The organism is Kribbella sancticallisti (genome assembly GCF_039530625.1).
Lineage (GTDB): Bacteria > Actinomycetota > Actinomycetes > Propionibacteriales > Kribbellaceae > Kribbella > Kribbella sancticallisti.
On sequence record NZ_BAAAOS010000018.1, the window covers coordinates 1 to 13,731 of the forward strand.

Consider the following 13,731-nt stretch of genomic DNA (forward strand, 5'->3'; position numbering starts at 1 on the left):
CCCAGACCGCCAAATCACCGACTCAACCGAACATCACGAACTCCGGCTGTAGTACTAGGCGTCCTCAACCCCCTGTCGGACCTCCTTGACCTCGACGCCTTCTGGCCCATGGTCCGCGGCGAGATAGAGCTCTACGCCAGCCACAACCCGCAGTACGCCGACCGCCTCACCGCCACCGGCCTCCTGGACGAAACCTTCGCCCGCTACCCCCTCAACGGCTACCGCCTAACCCTCGGCTACACAGACCTCGACACCCGCCCACCCATCCCCGTAACCGGCCGCCTCCCCAACCCCCTCCACTCAGTCCCCGGAGTCCCTCCAACCCGCCCCTGGTGACCAGGGCGGCTGCTTGCGCCAGCTTTGGAGTTCTTCGTCGATGGCTATGCCTAGGCCGAGGAGGTCGGCTTCTCGTTCGGGGACGGTGGCCAGGGAGAGGCCCACGGGGAGGCCGCGGTCGTCGAGGCCCGCAGGGACGCTGAGGGCTGCGAAGCCGGCGACGGACCAGGGGACCGAGAGGCGGATGTGTGGACCGTCGGGTTCGCCTGCGGCGTTGATCAGCGGCGGAGGCCCGTCGATGGTGGGATGGGCGATCGCGTCCAGCCGGTGGTCGGACATGATCTGCCGCCACTTGCTCTCCCAGCGGTCGCGGAGGAGCAGCGCTTCCTCGTAGCTTTCGGGGCTGATCGTCTCGCCCAGTTGGACGCGGTAGCGAACTTGTGGCGTGTAGAGGTGGCTGTGGGCCAGCAGCGCGTCGTGGATCTCCAAGGCCTCGACGTGGGTGATCGTGTCGAAGACGCCGACCGACTCCCGAAGGACCTGCTCCGCCGACGACGGCGTACTGATCTCGACGAGTTCCGCGCCGCGGGCGACCAACTCGTCCAGAGCCTCCCGGCAGACCTCCGCGAACCGGGCGTCCACCTCCTTCCACGACATCTCGATCGGCAGGCCGATGCGGACACCGGTGAGATCGGACGGCGGAGCACACGGATAGGCCGGTATGGCGCTGTCGTGGCTGGCCGGGTCCCGCGTGTCGTGGCCGGCCAGAACCCGCATCAGCAGCGAGACGTCGAGCATGCGTCGCGCCATCGGTCCGGTGACGTCGAACGACCTGCTGAGCGGGATGACGCCGTACCGGGACAGCCGGCCGATTCCGCTGCGCAACGTCGACACCCCACAGGCGGCAGCAGGAATCCGCAAGGAGCCGCCGGTGTCCGTCCCGATGGCGAGCGGCGCCATCCGCATCGCCAGCGCGGCAGCCGAGCCACCGGACGAGCCGCCGGGCGTACGCCGGATGTCCCAGGGGTTCTTGGTTGGCAACGATGCCGTCCCATAGGCGAACTCGTGCGTCGTCGTCTTCCCGAGCAGCCCCGCCCCAGCCGCAGCAAGCCGCTGCCAGAGCGCAGCGTCCTCATTGGGCACATAACTGGCCAGCACCCTGCTCCCGGCGGTAGTCAGCACGCCACGGGTCAGGAAGAGGTCCTTCACAGCCACCGGTACTCCGGCGAGCGGGCCGACGGGGATGCGTCGCGCGCGGGCTTCGTCGGCGCGCCGAGCGGCGGCCAGGGCCAGGTGCGGGGTCTGGGTGACGAAGGCCCGGATGGTGGCCTCGGACTGCTCGATCCGGCGGAGGCAGTCGGCGACGAGTTCGCGGGCCGAGAGTTTGCGGTCGGCCAATCGGTCGAGAATCTCGACCAGGCTGAGGTCCGCGGCGTCTTCGGTCACCCGACGAGCGTACGAAAATAACCCGCCCGGGGAATGCCCGGGCGGGTCGTCGCCGACTCAGTGCTGAACGGCAGCAGCGACGTTGTAGAGGCCGAAGCAGAAGACCGCGATCACCCCGAACAGAAGGATGAAGAGGATCTGCCGCCAGAACGAGATGATGATCACTGCGGAGGCCAGTACTACGAGCGACACGAGGATTTCATTCTGAGGCATGGCGTTCCCTCTTTTCCTACTCGATTCACTTCCCGTCGGATCCTTGCTTTTCACCGGGCTTGAGCTAGATTGGCCCGGTGCCCCGTCTGTTTTTCTGTTGGTTCCAGTGAACGACAGGTCAATAGGCTGTCAATCCGCAGTATTGGTGAATGCGAGGACGCCAAGTTCCGCACGCTGGTTGCCTGAATTCCGTAGCCTCCCGGCAATATGACGGGAGCGGCTGCCAATTGGCTCTGGCTCCTGCCAATTGGCAAGATGTGCTGCCGAGCTGGCGAGTTGCCGTCGGATCGTTACCCGATGTTGATGAGTTAACTGGTTTAGCTATAGCTTGGCGGCACTAGTCTTCGGATGCCGCCAACTCTCGCGGCAAGGGACTATTGCCGCGAGGTCACAAGCCGTACGGGCAAAGCTGTCGATCAAGCAGTGAACGGACGGACAGGCGGCTCTGAGTGAGTGTCATTCCCATCGATCGGCCCTCCGCGGCGCTCGATCAGTCACCCGCGCCGCGGCGCCTGGTGTCCCAGCCGCCGGCGGGCCCGTCGAGGGCAACCGTCTCTCTGGTCGACTGCCAGGCCCATGACTCGCCGTTCGGTCTGCTGGTCCGGGAAGCTGCCGCGAGCAACAAAGTCGAGCCGCGGGCGTTGGCGGTCCGGACTCTCCTTCACCTCCCGCGGGTGGCTGGACACCGTGGCCAGATCAGCTGGCGGCAGATCCACACCGAACTGCGCAGGCGCTCCGCCGAGTTGCTGGCCGACCAGAAGAAGGTGCAGCGGCTGATCCCGACCGGAAGCTTCAAGCTGCAGGACCTCCGGTTCGTCGCCGACTACAGCAGCGACAACGCGGCCGAGATCTTCAACCACCTGCACTACCTCCGCAGCGCCCGGCCGGGCTCGCTGAACTACGCCCTGGTCGACCCGTACTACGGCCTGCCGATCAGCCTCTGCAGCGTGTCCCCACTGGAATGGCGTCGCGTCGGCCGGCAGATCAATTCCCAGTTCGGGGTCGCCATGGAGGCGGTCTGGGACATCTCGCGGGTCTATTCCTTCGATGTCGCGCCGGCGAATGCCATTTCCTATCTGCTCGCCCGGGTGCGCAATGACCTTCGGCAGCGCGTGCCCGAGGCGCAGTTGTTGTCGACCGCTGTCGATCCGAATCTCGGATTCACCGGATCCAGCTATCTGGCGGCGAACTGGCAGCGCTGGATGACGATCAAGCCGCGACCGTATCTGTATTTCGAGAACGGCTATGTCAGCCCGCGGCAACTGCGCTCGCGTTTCGAGACCACTAACGTGAGCGAGTTGCGGGCAGCCTACGGGACGAAATTCGAGCAGAGCCGGGCGCCATTGCGCGACTCGATGATCTTCTGCTGCCGGATCAAAGGCGAGACCGAGTTCGTGCCCCAGGACCTGCAGCGGCGGTTGCACCGCTGATCCTTCAACGAGCGTCGGGCCGGTCAGGTCACTGATGAGGTCGGACGGTGAAGCGGGAGCGGCTGAGGAGGGCCTCGACCCGGCGGCGGTCGGGCATCGAGTTGGAGAGCGGGAAGTCGGCGGTGGCGCAGGCCATCGCGGCGGTCGCCCACAGGGCTTGTTCCTCGGAGAAGATGCGGTCGTTGTCGATCAACTGGGCGGCCAGCGCCGCGCAGAAGGCGTCGCGGGCGGCCGAGGACTCTTTGTAGATCGACGGGAAGCTCGGCACGCTGAAGGTCTGCAGGTCGGTGTCGGAGTAGATCGTGCAGCCGCCGTTCCCGGGGATGCAGAGGGTCTCGACACCGTAGGCGAGCAGATGCCGGGCGACCGGGTCCGGATCGAACCGGTCCTGACCGGGTGGCGAGTAGCGCCCGAGCTCCCAGGCGTGGGCCACCATGTAGTCGATCTGGGACAGCGAATGCCGGGAGATGTCGTCGTCCGGATACGGCTGGCCGGGCGTGACGATGACGAGCGGGCGGTTCCGCTCGGCGGCGTGGACCAGCTCGAGCGTTCTTTGCACGGTCTCCCGCGGGATCTCGAACGTCACCAGCACGGCATCGCACTCGGTCAGTTCCTGGGAAAGGTGCTCCAGGTCCCGGACGTCGAGCCTGACCTCCATCTGGTTGCGCCAGTTCACCGCGATGCTGTCGCCGAGCTCCATCTCGATCACGCCGGTGAACGGTGTCCGGGCCTGGCGGACCATCTTGAGGTGAGAGGTGTTGACGCCCTCGTCGCGCAGGTAGTGGACGATCTCCTGCCCGAACCGGTCGTCGGCGACGGCGGCGACCAGCGCCACCTCGAGGCCCAGCCGGGCCGCGGCGACTGCCTGGGAGACTCCTTTGCCACCCGGTGAGAGATCGAAGCCGTAGGCCTCGCTGGAGGTCTCGCTCTGTGGCAGGGTCTTCGTCCGGAAGGTGGCGTCCATGACCGCGCCGCCGACGACGATGACGCGCCCTGTCGGCGCTGCCGCGCCATTGCCCGCCGCATCACCCGCAGTCGGCGCGACGACGCTCCGCGCGCCGACGGAGTTCACCTCGCGCCGGATCAGCTGACGAGCAAGCTCACGCAGTACTTCGGGCTCCGTCGTACCGCGTAGGGTGCGATCGCTGGGCGCCACGCCGCCGCCGAGCCCCATCGACTCGTGCAGGCGGGTCCAGTTGCCCAGCAGCATGTTGCGCCGGGTGCCGAGCGAATCGGCCTGTAACCCCTGCACGACCCTGTCATCGATGCCGTGCTGGCTGTACTGCTCGGCGAACAACCCGAGAGCGAGCACCGTGTCAGCGACGATCCGGTGCGTCCCGTCGATCGTCTCGAGCACACACTGCGAGATGACACCGTGCGCGGCCGAGGCGAGATCCACCTTGTAGACGTTGGAGAACCGCTGAGTCGCGTGAAGCTGGAGCAAGGGCGCAGCCGCCTGACCACGATCGTCCCGCAACCTGGCCAGCGTGAGCCCGTCCCGGGCCCGCATCTTCTCCAGGACGTGCGTCAGTACCAAGGCACTGGGCGGTTCCCATTCCCCATTGTGCTCCGCCACTCGTCTCCGTCCTCACGTCGTCACCTGCAGTCATTATGCGGGAACGAAATTGAGGGTGGAAGGTCAGCGCAGCGCGGCTACCCAGCGGGCGGCGTGTTTGGCGTTCTGTAGGCGGCGTTCGTAGGTGGCGCCGACGGTGAGGAGGATCAGGCCGGCGGTGCCCAGGGTGATCCAGCGGGGGATCAACGGAGCTACCTCCAGGAATTGCCAGAGGGTGATCTTCAGGAGGACTGCGGCGCCGATGAGGAAAGGGGCCTGGAGGGAGTGGCGGGAGCCGATGAGGATGATGAGGACGGCTGCGGCCACTACGAAGGTGGTGCGCAGGTAGTCTTCGTTGCTGTTGGCAACTAAAGTTGAGGGGACGAGGCCTAGGAGCAGGCCGGGGCCCAGGTAGACCCAGCTGGGTTGGTCTCGCCAGGCCAGGAGGCCTAGGGCGAGCACGACGGCGGCGGGTGGGAGGGTGAACCACTCGATGGTGGTGGCGCCGGCGCCGAGGACGAAGGCGGTGTTGGCGATGGCTAGGAGGAGGCCCGCGATCAGGAGAGCCTCGCGGCGGTGGGGGCGCATGCCGTAGGCGACCAGAGGGGCCGCGGTGATGGTGAGGATCACGCCGGTACCGGTGGTTGCGGATTCCAGCAGGATGACGATCTCGGCCAGGGCGGCGGCGGAGGCGGCGGTGCTGAGGAGGGCGCGTTCCAGGGGTACTGCGGGGGCGACGCAGGCGATGGCGGTGGCGGTGGCGGCGACTAGGGCCAGCAGGATCGCGCCGGTCCAGAGGGTGAAAAGGCCGTCGAAGGTGACCAAGATGATGGCTAGTTGGGCCGTGAAGCCTGCGGTGATGGCTGCTGTGCAAGGGTCGATCGCCTTGCGCCAGGCAGCGATGAGTGCGAGGCCGGCGGCGATTGCCGAGATCAGGCCTAGTTGAAGCACGTCCAGCCGGACGAGACAGACCAGCAGGTTGATGGAGGCAACGACAACGGCCGCTGTTTCCAAGGCAATAGTCAGTACTCCGGTACGCCGCGTCCGTAGTAGCGCGGCGAGTGCGAGGAGGGTGGCGGCGGCGGTGGTCAGCCAGCGGCCGGCGTCGGGAATCTGCGGCAGGCAGGTGGCTACGGCGAAGGCGGCGGCTGCTGCGCAGAGGGATTCGCCGAGGGCGGGTGGGAAGGCTCGGGGGAGTGCGATCCTGCGCAGGAGGACGATGCCGGTGAAGGCGGCGAGGCAGACGACTGCGGTGGTCGCGAGGACGGGCGACAGCGGGCTGCCGACCACGTCTCCCGACAGAGAGCCGAACACGTCGCCCGGCAATGATCCGTCGAAGAGGTCTTCGAGGAACGATCGCTGGGTGCGGGGTGAATCGAGCGCCAGCAGGCCGAGGAAGACGCGGCCGCAGCCGATGATCAGCAAGGTCCAGAACACCGCCGCGGCGCAGACGACACCGGTGGTGCGGATGAACCGGGTGCCCTTGGCGGACCAGAAGAAGGTGATGACCACCTGGATCAGCAGGCCGAACAGGAACGTCGCCAGGTTGACTCGATTGACCAGGATCAACGGGAGTGGGAGTTGGCCGATGATCACGGCGGCCACACCGTACGTGACCACCTTCGGCGCGATGCGTGACATCAGCAGGTTGACGGTGGCGATCGCGGCCGCTGCCAGACCGGCGTAGGTGAGGCCGTCGATGGTGGCCGGGGAGATCAGGCCGAGCTCGCGGGCGCCGTACAGGTCGACGGTGAGGAGGCCGGTGCCGAGGATGGCGAGGGCTTCGGCGGTGCCGGCGAGTTTGGTCTTTCCGGCGGGGACAGAACCGGCGAAGGCGAGCGCGGCGAGGGTGGCGATGATCGAGGCCTGGATCGGGACGGAGAGGTTGTCCCAGTTGACGGCGAGGAAGGTGACGCCGGCGGCCAGCAGGAGGAGTACGCCGAGGCTGAGGAGGGTGGCCTGCGGGCTCAAGCGGCGCCGCGGTCTCGAAGCCTTCGGAGCCTTCAGTGGTTCAGGAGGTCGCGTGGGAAAACCCGGGAAAGGCGGTAAGGGCTGCGGTCTCGACGCGGGGATGGGCGCCGGCGCCGGGGGGAGTACGGGCGGCGGCGGGCGGAGTACGGGCGGTGGTGGGGGAGGAGGTGGTAGGACCCGTGCGGGAGTTAGCTGTACGTCCAGTTGGAGAGCGGAACTGCAGACTGGGCAACGGAATGCGGCGGGCTGGGCGTTCATCCGGCTCCTCCTCGAGTGGTGTCCTTCACTATCGCGAGGCGGAACGGGGCGCCGCCTGAGTACGTCTACTCATTTCGTCGCGTAGGCTGCTGCGGTCTGCCGATCGTCCAGACCGGCGAGGCAACCACGGGGAGCAGGATGAAGACTGGGTATGTGGAGCTCGCACGAGCTCAGCAGGAGCGATGGCAGCGGGCCTACGAGCAGAATCCGGGACTGAACGGTACGGATCCCTCGGCGGCCGCCCGCTGGACCGTCCGGCTGTTCGGTGCCGCAGGCATCGATGACGTCCTGGAGCTCGGCGCCGGCCAGGGCCGTGACGCGCTCTACCTTGCCAGGCAGGGATTCAGCGTGCACGCCACCGACTTCAGCGAGGCTGCGCTGAGCCGGCTCCGGCTGGCTGCGCAGCGTGACGGCCTGGACGACCGGGTGACGGCGGCGCTGCACGACGTCCGCGATCCGTTGCCGCCGGCCGATTCCACCGTCGGCGCGGTGTATGCCAACGTCGTGCTGAACATGGCGTTCTCCCGCGCCGAACTGCGCTCACTGGTGACCGAGATCCGCCGCGTACTGCGACCGGGCGGCCTGTTCGTCTACACGGTCTGGTCGACCGACGACAGCCGGTACGGCAACTGCAGCGAGATCGGCGACGGACTCTACGCCAACGACGGGTTCGCCTGCCGGTTCTTCGACCTGGACCTGGTGACCGACCTCGCCGACCGCTGGGAGCTCGGCGGCGCTGACCTCTACACCGAGGATGATCGGGTGTTGTGGCGGGTCACCCAGGCCAAACCCGCTCCGGCAAGCTGAAGTCCACTCTAGCTCTGGGCCCGCCACGTTGCGGTGTGGTCACCAAAGCGAAAAGTCGCATTGACGAACCGGGTGGGTTCCGACAGGCTCTGTCCGCGTCTCACCTTCGACCATCGGAGAAACACCAATGCAGTGGTACACAGAGGTACTCAAGAAGTACGCCCAGTTCAGCGGGCGCTCCCGGCGCAAAGAGTTCTGGATGTTCGTCCTGATCAACGCGGTCATCGGGATCATCCTGAGCATCATCGACCGGGCGATCGGGACGACCTACGGTGGTTCGGCCAACCAGGGCGTGCTGAACTCGATCTACAGCCTCGCCGTTCTGATCCCCTCGATCGCGGTCGGCGTCCGGCGGATGCACGACACGAACCGCAGCGGCTGGTGGCTGCTGATCAACCTGGTTCCGTGTGTCGGCTGGATCGTCTACATCGTCTTCGCGGCCCAGGAGGGCGTTGCCGGGGACAACCAGTACGGACAGGACCCGAAGGCCGCCGAGCGCTTCGGTGGGCAGGGCCCGAACCCGGAGCCGGGTTACCCGACCGTCTGAGTTGACTGACGTCGAACGTCCCGCGACCTGGTTGAGAGACGCCGGTCGCGGGACGTTCGTTTGTCAGCAGGATCTTTCAGGAGGCCTGGCTGACGCTCGACATGTTGAAGTCGGGCACCAGCAGCGGCGGGGTCGCGGTCCGGGAGAACTCGTCGCCCCACTCGCGGGAGAAGGACGGCACGGTCGCGCCGGCCGCGGTGAAGCGGGCGAGCAGGTCGACCGGGCTCTCGTTGAAGCGGAAGTTGTTCACGGCACCGGTCACCTCGCCGTTCTCGACCAGGTAGACGCCGTCGCGGGTGAGACCGGTGAGCAGCAGGGTCTGCGGCTCCACGACCCGGATGTACCACAGGCAGGTCAGTAGCAGGCCACGGTCGAGTCCGGCGACCAGGTCGTCGACGGAACCGGTCGCACCGTCGACCGAGAGCACGTAGTTGTCGACGGACGGGGTCGCCACTGGCGCGCCGGTCAGGTCGGCGGTGAACCGGCTCAGCATCAGGTTTTCCAGCTTGCCGCCGCGGATCCAGTCGGTCGCCGTCAGGGTGAGCCCGTTGTCGAACACGCTCGACGAACCGCCGGACGAGCGGGCCACCACGAACGGCAAGGTCTCCAGCCCGGCCAGGTGCGGGTCGGAACGCAGCCCGACGGGCTGCGGCGACAGCACCTCACCCAGTCGTGTTCCGCCCGAGGGCTTGGAGAAGACGCTGCGGCCCTCGTGGGCGTCGCGGCCGTCGAGCCGCCAATACAGGAACGTCGCCAGGTCTGCCACGGCAGTCGGGGGCAGCACGGTGGGGTGACGGCCGGCGTCGACGGAGACAGTGCGGGTGGCCCAGCCGAGTCGCCGGGTCAGTTCGGCGTCGATCGCGAGCGGGTCGATGTCGGTGAAGTCGCGGGTGGCGGCTCCCACCCAGGCCGACTGGGACAGTTCGCCGGACTTGCCGGTCGCCGTGACGAATCCCCGGAGCAGGCTCTTGCGCAACCGCAGGCCGGTCGACGAGCCGACGTACACGGTCACCACCTCGTGGTCGGCGAAGCCGTACAGCCAGCGGTTCTCCTTGCCTGCTCTGGTCAGTGCCTCACCGAGGGCAGGCGCGAAGCTCTCGTAGATGCTGACCGAGGTCTCTTCCGGCTCTTCGTCCCAGTCGGGGCCGACCGTCCCGTCCACCAGCGGACGGGCGTCCTCGGCGGGGCTGGAGCCGCGTGCTGCGGTCACGGCAGCCGAAACGAGGTCGCGCAGCTTGGTGTCGGTGATCGACGAGCGCCCGACGACACCAGCAGCCGTGCCTTCACCGCCGCCGACGGTGGCGATCACCGTGACGCTGGTGCCGCGCATCGCGCCGTTGGTGGTCAGCGTGTTGTTGGCCCAGCGCAGGTTGGCGCTGGAGGTCTCGGCGACGAGCACTACGCATCCCGACGCCCCTGCGACCGCGGCCAGGTCGAGCGCCCGGTTGATCGTGTCCTGCGGCGTGAGCTGAATGGCGGTCGTCACCGGCCGGCCTCCTGCGTGGTGTTGAGAATGCGGACGTCGCGGAACAGGGCTGACGGGCAACCGTGGCTGACGGCACCGGACTGGCCCGGCTGGGCCTTCCCGCAGTTGAGCGCGCCACCCAGGACATATGTCTGTGGGCCGCCGACGGCTTCCATCGAGCCCCAGAAGTCGGTCGTGGTCGCCTGGTACGCGACGTCGCGCAGTTGGCCGTCGAGCTTGCCGTCGGTGATCTTGTAGAACCGCTGGCCGGTGAACTGGAAGTTGTACCGCTGCATGTCGATCGACCAGGACTTGTCGCCGACGATGTAGATGCCGTTCTCGACCTGGGCGATCAGTTCCTCGGTCGACGGGCCGTTCTCGGCGGGCTGCAGGGAGACGTTGGCCATCCGCTGGATCGGGATGTGCCCGGACGAGTCCGCGTAGGCGCAGCCGTTGGAGCGGCTGGTGCCGAGCACGTCCTCGTTCACCTTCGCCATCCGGCGATCCACCTGGTACCCGACGAGTACGCCGTCCTTGACCAGATCCCACTGCTGTCCGGCGACCCCCTCGTCGTCGTACCCGACGGTGGACAGGCCGTTGACCGCAGTACGGTCGCCGGTGACGTGCATGATGGGCGACCCGTACTTCAGAGTGCCGAGCTTGTCGAGGGTGGCGAAGCTGGTGCCGGCGTAGTTCGCCTCGTAGCCGAGGGCGCGGTCCAGTTCGGTCGCGTGGCCGATCGACTCGTGGATGGTGAGCCACAGGTTGGTCGGGTCGATCACCAGGTCGTAGGTGCCGGCCTCGACGCTGGGAGCGGCCATCTTCTCCGCCAGCCAGCCGGGGATCTGGGCGAGCTCCTCATCCCAGTTCCAGCCCGTACCTGTCACGTACTCCCAGCCGCGGCCGGCCGGTGGGGCGCAGGTCGCCATGGAGTCGAACCGCCCGGTCTCGGCGTCCACTGCCACTGCCTGGAGCTCCGGGCCGATCCGCACCCGCTGTTGCGTGGTGGAGGTGCCTTCGGAGTTCGCGTAGAACTTGCACTCGTTCACCGACGCGACGTGCGCGTTGACGTGCGAGACCCCCTCGGCCTGGAGCAGGCGGTCGCTGTACTCAGTGAGCAGCGCGACCTTCTCCGACCGCGGCACGCTGAGCGGATCGATCTCGTACGCCGAGACCCAGGTGACGTCGTCGTACACGGGCTCGTCCGCGAGCTCGATCGGCTCCGAGTTGATCGGGCGGGACACCTGGGCCATGTGCACGGCCTGCTCCGCGACCCGGACCGCCTCGTCGGTGGTGAGGGCCACTCCGGCGGCGAATCCCCAGGTGCCGTCGTGGATCACCCGGACGGCGAGCCCGAGATCCTCGTCGTCGCGGGCGCTCTCCAGTGCACCGTCGCGCAGCGAGATGGACTCCGACCGGATCCGCTCCAGGCGGAACTCGGCGAACGTCGCCCCGAGATCCTTGGCCCGCTGGAGGGCGGCACCGGCGAGCTCGTGGCGGGGCAGGGCGAGGAACGAAGCATCGACTTCAGGCACGTCCTCGACCTTATGACATCTGCCCCGCCGACCCACGAAGTTTTCCACCGGAGGCGAGGTTCCGGATTTCCGGAACCTGCCCTGGACCGGCGGTGTAGAGACAATGAGCGGATCGGGACAGGAGACGGAATCAGCGAGGGCGAGGAAGCGGAGATCCTGGCGCGGGTCCGTGGTGGTGAGTCCGCCGCGTACGCCGAGCTGGTGCTGCGGCACGCCCCGGTGGCGAAACGGACGGCGGTGTTCCTCGGCGCGGGGTCCGAGGCGGACGACGTGGTGCAGGAGTCGTTCGTGAAGGCCTATCGCGCGCTCGGCGGCTTCCGGGACGGCTCCGCGTTCCGGCCGTGGCTGCTGCGGATCGTGGCGAACGAGACGCGCAACCTGGTCCGGTCACGGAGCCGGCGGTGGAAGCGGGAAGAGCTGGCGGTGTTACCAGAGAGCGTGCTGGATCCTGCCGACCACGCGCTGTCCAGTGAGCGCCGGCAGGAGCTCCTGGCCGCGCTGAAGGAGTTACCCGAGCAGTACCGGCTAGTGGTCACCTGCCGCTATCTGCTGGACCTGGACGAGCAGGAGACCGCCAGCGTGCTCGGCTGGCCGCGCGGCACGGTCAAATCGCGGCTACACCGGGCCCTGGGACGTCTGCGGACGCAACTACCCGACAAGGAGGTGCAGCGATGACCGACGACTCACTCGCGGACGAACTCCGCGCGCTCGGCCGGTCCGCCGTAGTACCTCCTGTTGCGGACGGTCTGGCTACGGCCGTGCTGGAACGCATCGCCCAGCCACCGGTACGCCGTACGTTCGGCGAGGTGGTTCGGAGCAAGTGGCGCGCTCTGGTGGCTCTACTCGCGGTACTAATTGCTGGAGCGCTCGTGACTCCGCCAGTACGGGCCGCGGTGGCGGAGTGGCTCAACATCGGGGGAGTGCAGGCCCAGCCGGTCGGTGGCGGGCCGACGAGTGCTCCTGCGCCACCTGCGGTCACGGGACGCCTTAGCCTCATCCAAGCCGCCGAGACAGCCGGGTTCGTCCCCGTACTGCCCAAGGAGCTAGGTACGCCGACTGCCGTCGAAGCGTCCGTGGGTTTCATAGCGCTGGGCTGGGACGGGGTGCGATTGGAGCAGTTCGGGGCGGAGCTGTCGCCGCTGTACATCAAGAAGTACTACAACACCCTGGAGCCGGTGAACGTCGTCAACGGCTACTGGTTCAGCACGCCGCACGAGCTGGTTCTGGAAGACAAGGCCGGAACGGAACGGCGAGTACGCGTCGCCGGGCCGACGCTGGTCTGGGTGTACGAGGGCCTGACGTTCCGGCTCGAAGGCGTGGCCGACAAGGCCCGGGCGACGCAGATCGCGCTCTCTGCCGTCCGGTAGGTGGAACCACCTCGGCGGTGGCGGTGTACCAGTCATAGCCGAGTGAAGGAGAACCGCCATGGCCCACTGGCCCCGTCGTACCGCCATGCTGCTGGCCGCAGTACTGGGGACTGCCGCTCTCGGGATCTCGCCGGCCGAGGCCGGCGGGCCCACCAGCGTGCTGCTGAGCGCACCACCCAAGGTCGTTGCCGCTGGCTACGAAGACAAGGCCTACGAGGAGTTGCAGCAACTCGTCGACACCTCGGTCGTCAAGCCCGAAGCCAGTGCGGAACATCGGGGAGTCGGGAAGTTCATCCGGGCGACCTGGTTGATCCACGACATGTCCGTGTGGCGGCTGGACCTGATCTATCCCGACGCGCCCGGCGGACCCTGGATCGCGACCACGATGGACACGAACGGATCCGGCCGGATGCCCGAAACTCCCGTCTGGCACCGGGCCACCGACGGGGTTCGGCTGCTCAAACTGCTGGACTCCCTGGGCCTGCTGGCCAGGAGCGGCGAGAACTACGGTGGCCCGACGGAGCTCCCGCAGGCCGGCGGCCACGTGGCCGAAACTCCCGAGACCGCAGCGGCCGCCCCTGTCGACGACCCGCCGGCGACCACCCTGAAGGCCGACCAGCCAGCGCTGTCCGGCTGGCGCTGGTCCATCCCCGGGGCTCTCCTGGGCGCGGTCCTCACCTTCGTCGCCGTCCGCCTCGTCCCGCGCCGCCGCCCGTGGGAGCTGATCGACCAGGAGTAGTCCGTACGACCTGACTCTCGCAGAGCACAATCTCCACCATCCGGATCGACATTCCCAGCATTCAAGATGGGACCCGGATGGTGGGAGACTTCGGCCTACCGTCATCCGGCTGGTCGAGTCCA

The 13,731-nt window shown here is 67.6% G+C and carries 12 protein-coding genes and 1 pseudogene; 7 read left to right on the forward strand and 6 right to left on the reverse strand.

The features are described from left to right. Window positions 1-336: pseudogene (locus ABD255_RS10390) on the forward strand (IucA/IucC family protein); the annotation flags it as partial. On the opposite strand, the gene ABD255_RS10395 reads toward ABD255_RS10390, so the two are convergent. Both ABD255_RS10395 and ABD255_RS10400 read right to left on the reverse strand, forming a co-directional pair. Then, window positions 301-1,722, reverse strand: a complete 1,422-nt coding sequence (locus ABD255_RS10395) for an amidase (RefSeq protein ID WP_344212356.1) — start codon at window positions 1,720-1,722, stop codon at window positions 301-303. The pseudogene ABD255_RS10390 and the gene ABD255_RS10395 overlap by 36 nt on opposite strands. A 57-nt stretch (window positions 1,723-1,779) precedes the next feature. Beyond that, a complete protein-coding gene (locus ABD255_RS10400) occupies window positions 1,780-1,935 on the reverse strand; it encodes a hypothetical protein (protein ID WP_344212358.1) in 156 nt (51 codons plus the stop codon). 743 nt (window positions 1,936-2,678) lie between these two features. Between ABD255_RS10400 and ABD255_RS10405 the strand changes: the two genes are divergently transcribed. Continuing rightward, a complete protein-coding gene (locus ABD255_RS10405; RefSeq protein WP_344212360.1) occupies window positions 2,679-3,365 on the forward strand; it encodes a Mom family adenine methylcarbamoylation protein in 687 nt (228 codons plus the stop codon). A 28-nt stretch (window positions 3,366-3,393) separates the two neighbouring features. Here the strand turns inward: ABD255_RS10405 and ABD255_RS10410 are convergent, their stop codons facing one another. Beyond that, a complete protein-coding gene (locus ABD255_RS10410) occupies window positions 3,394-4,941 on the reverse strand; it encodes a PfkB family carbohydrate kinase (protein ID WP_344212362.1) in 1,548 nt (515 codons plus the stop codon). A 63-nt stretch (window positions 4,942-5,004) separates the two neighbouring features. Further along, window positions 5,005-6,891 carry an SCO7613 C-terminal domain-containing membrane protein gene (locus ABD255_RS10415; protein ID WP_344212364.1) on the reverse strand — a complete coding sequence of 629 codons (1,887 nt, stop codon included), beginning with the start codon at window positions 6,889-6,891 and terminating at the stop codon, window positions 5,005-5,007. Between the two features lie 396 nt (window positions 6,892-7,287). Here ABD255_RS10415 and ABD255_RS10420 point away from each other — a divergent pair, with 396 nt between their 5' ends. Both ABD255_RS10420 and ABD255_RS10425 read left to right on the forward strand, forming a co-directional pair. Further along, window positions 7,288-7,956: a class I SAM-dependent methyltransferase gene (locus tag ABD255_RS10420; RefSeq protein ID WP_344212366.1), complete on the forward strand. Its 669-nt coding sequence runs from the start codon at window positions 7,288-7,290 to the stop codon at window positions 7,954-7,956. A gap of 127 nt (window positions 7,957-8,083) precedes the next feature. Continuing rightward, window positions 8,084-8,503, forward strand: a complete 420-nt coding sequence (locus ABD255_RS10425) for a DUF805 domain-containing protein (RefSeq protein ID WP_344212368.1) — start codon at window positions 8,084-8,086, stop codon at window positions 8,501-8,503. 76 nt (window positions 8,504-8,579) lie between these two features. Here ABD255_RS10425 and ABD255_RS10430 read toward each other — a convergent pair whose 3' ends face one another. After that, the gene (locus ABD255_RS10430; protein ID WP_344212370.1) at window positions 8,580-9,989 is read right to left on the reverse strand and encodes a metallopeptidase TldD-related protein; all 1,410 of its coding nucleotides are present in this window, start codon (window positions 9,987-9,989) and stop codon (window positions 8,580-8,582) included. Continuing rightward, a complete protein-coding gene (locus tag ABD255_RS10435; protein ID WP_344212372.1) occupies window positions 9,986-11,503 on the reverse strand; it encodes a TldD/PmbA family protein in 1,518 nt (505 codons plus the stop codon). The genes ABD255_RS10430 and ABD255_RS10435 overlap by 4 nt, the downstream gene beginning before the upstream one ends. A gap of 156 nt (window positions 11,504-11,659) precedes the next feature. Between ABD255_RS10435 and ABD255_RS10440 the strand changes: the two genes are divergently transcribed. Genes ABD255_RS10440 through ABD255_RS10450 form a run of 3 tightly spaced genes read left to right on the forward strand, consistent with a single transcriptional unit; the run spans window position 11,660 to window position 13,609 of the window. Next, window positions 11,660-12,178, forward strand: coding sequence for an RNA polymerase sigma factor (locus tag ABD255_RS10440; RefSeq protein ID WP_344213850.1), 519 nt, complete (start codon window positions 11,660-11,662; stop codon window positions 12,176-12,178). Next, complete coding sequence (locus ABD255_RS10445; RefSeq protein ID WP_344212374.1) at window positions 12,175-12,870, forward strand: hypothetical protein; 696 nt, start codon at window positions 12,175-12,177, stop codon at window positions 12,868-12,870. The genes ABD255_RS10440 and ABD255_RS10445 overlap by 4 nt, the downstream gene beginning before the upstream one ends. Before the next feature lie 58 nt (window positions 12,871-12,928). Then, on the forward strand, window positions 12,929-13,609 hold the full coding sequence (locus ABD255_RS10450; protein ID WP_344212376.1) for a hypothetical protein: 681 nt from the start codon (window positions 12,929-12,931) through the stop codon (window positions 13,607-13,609). Window positions 13,610-13,731 lie beyond the last annotated feature (122 nt).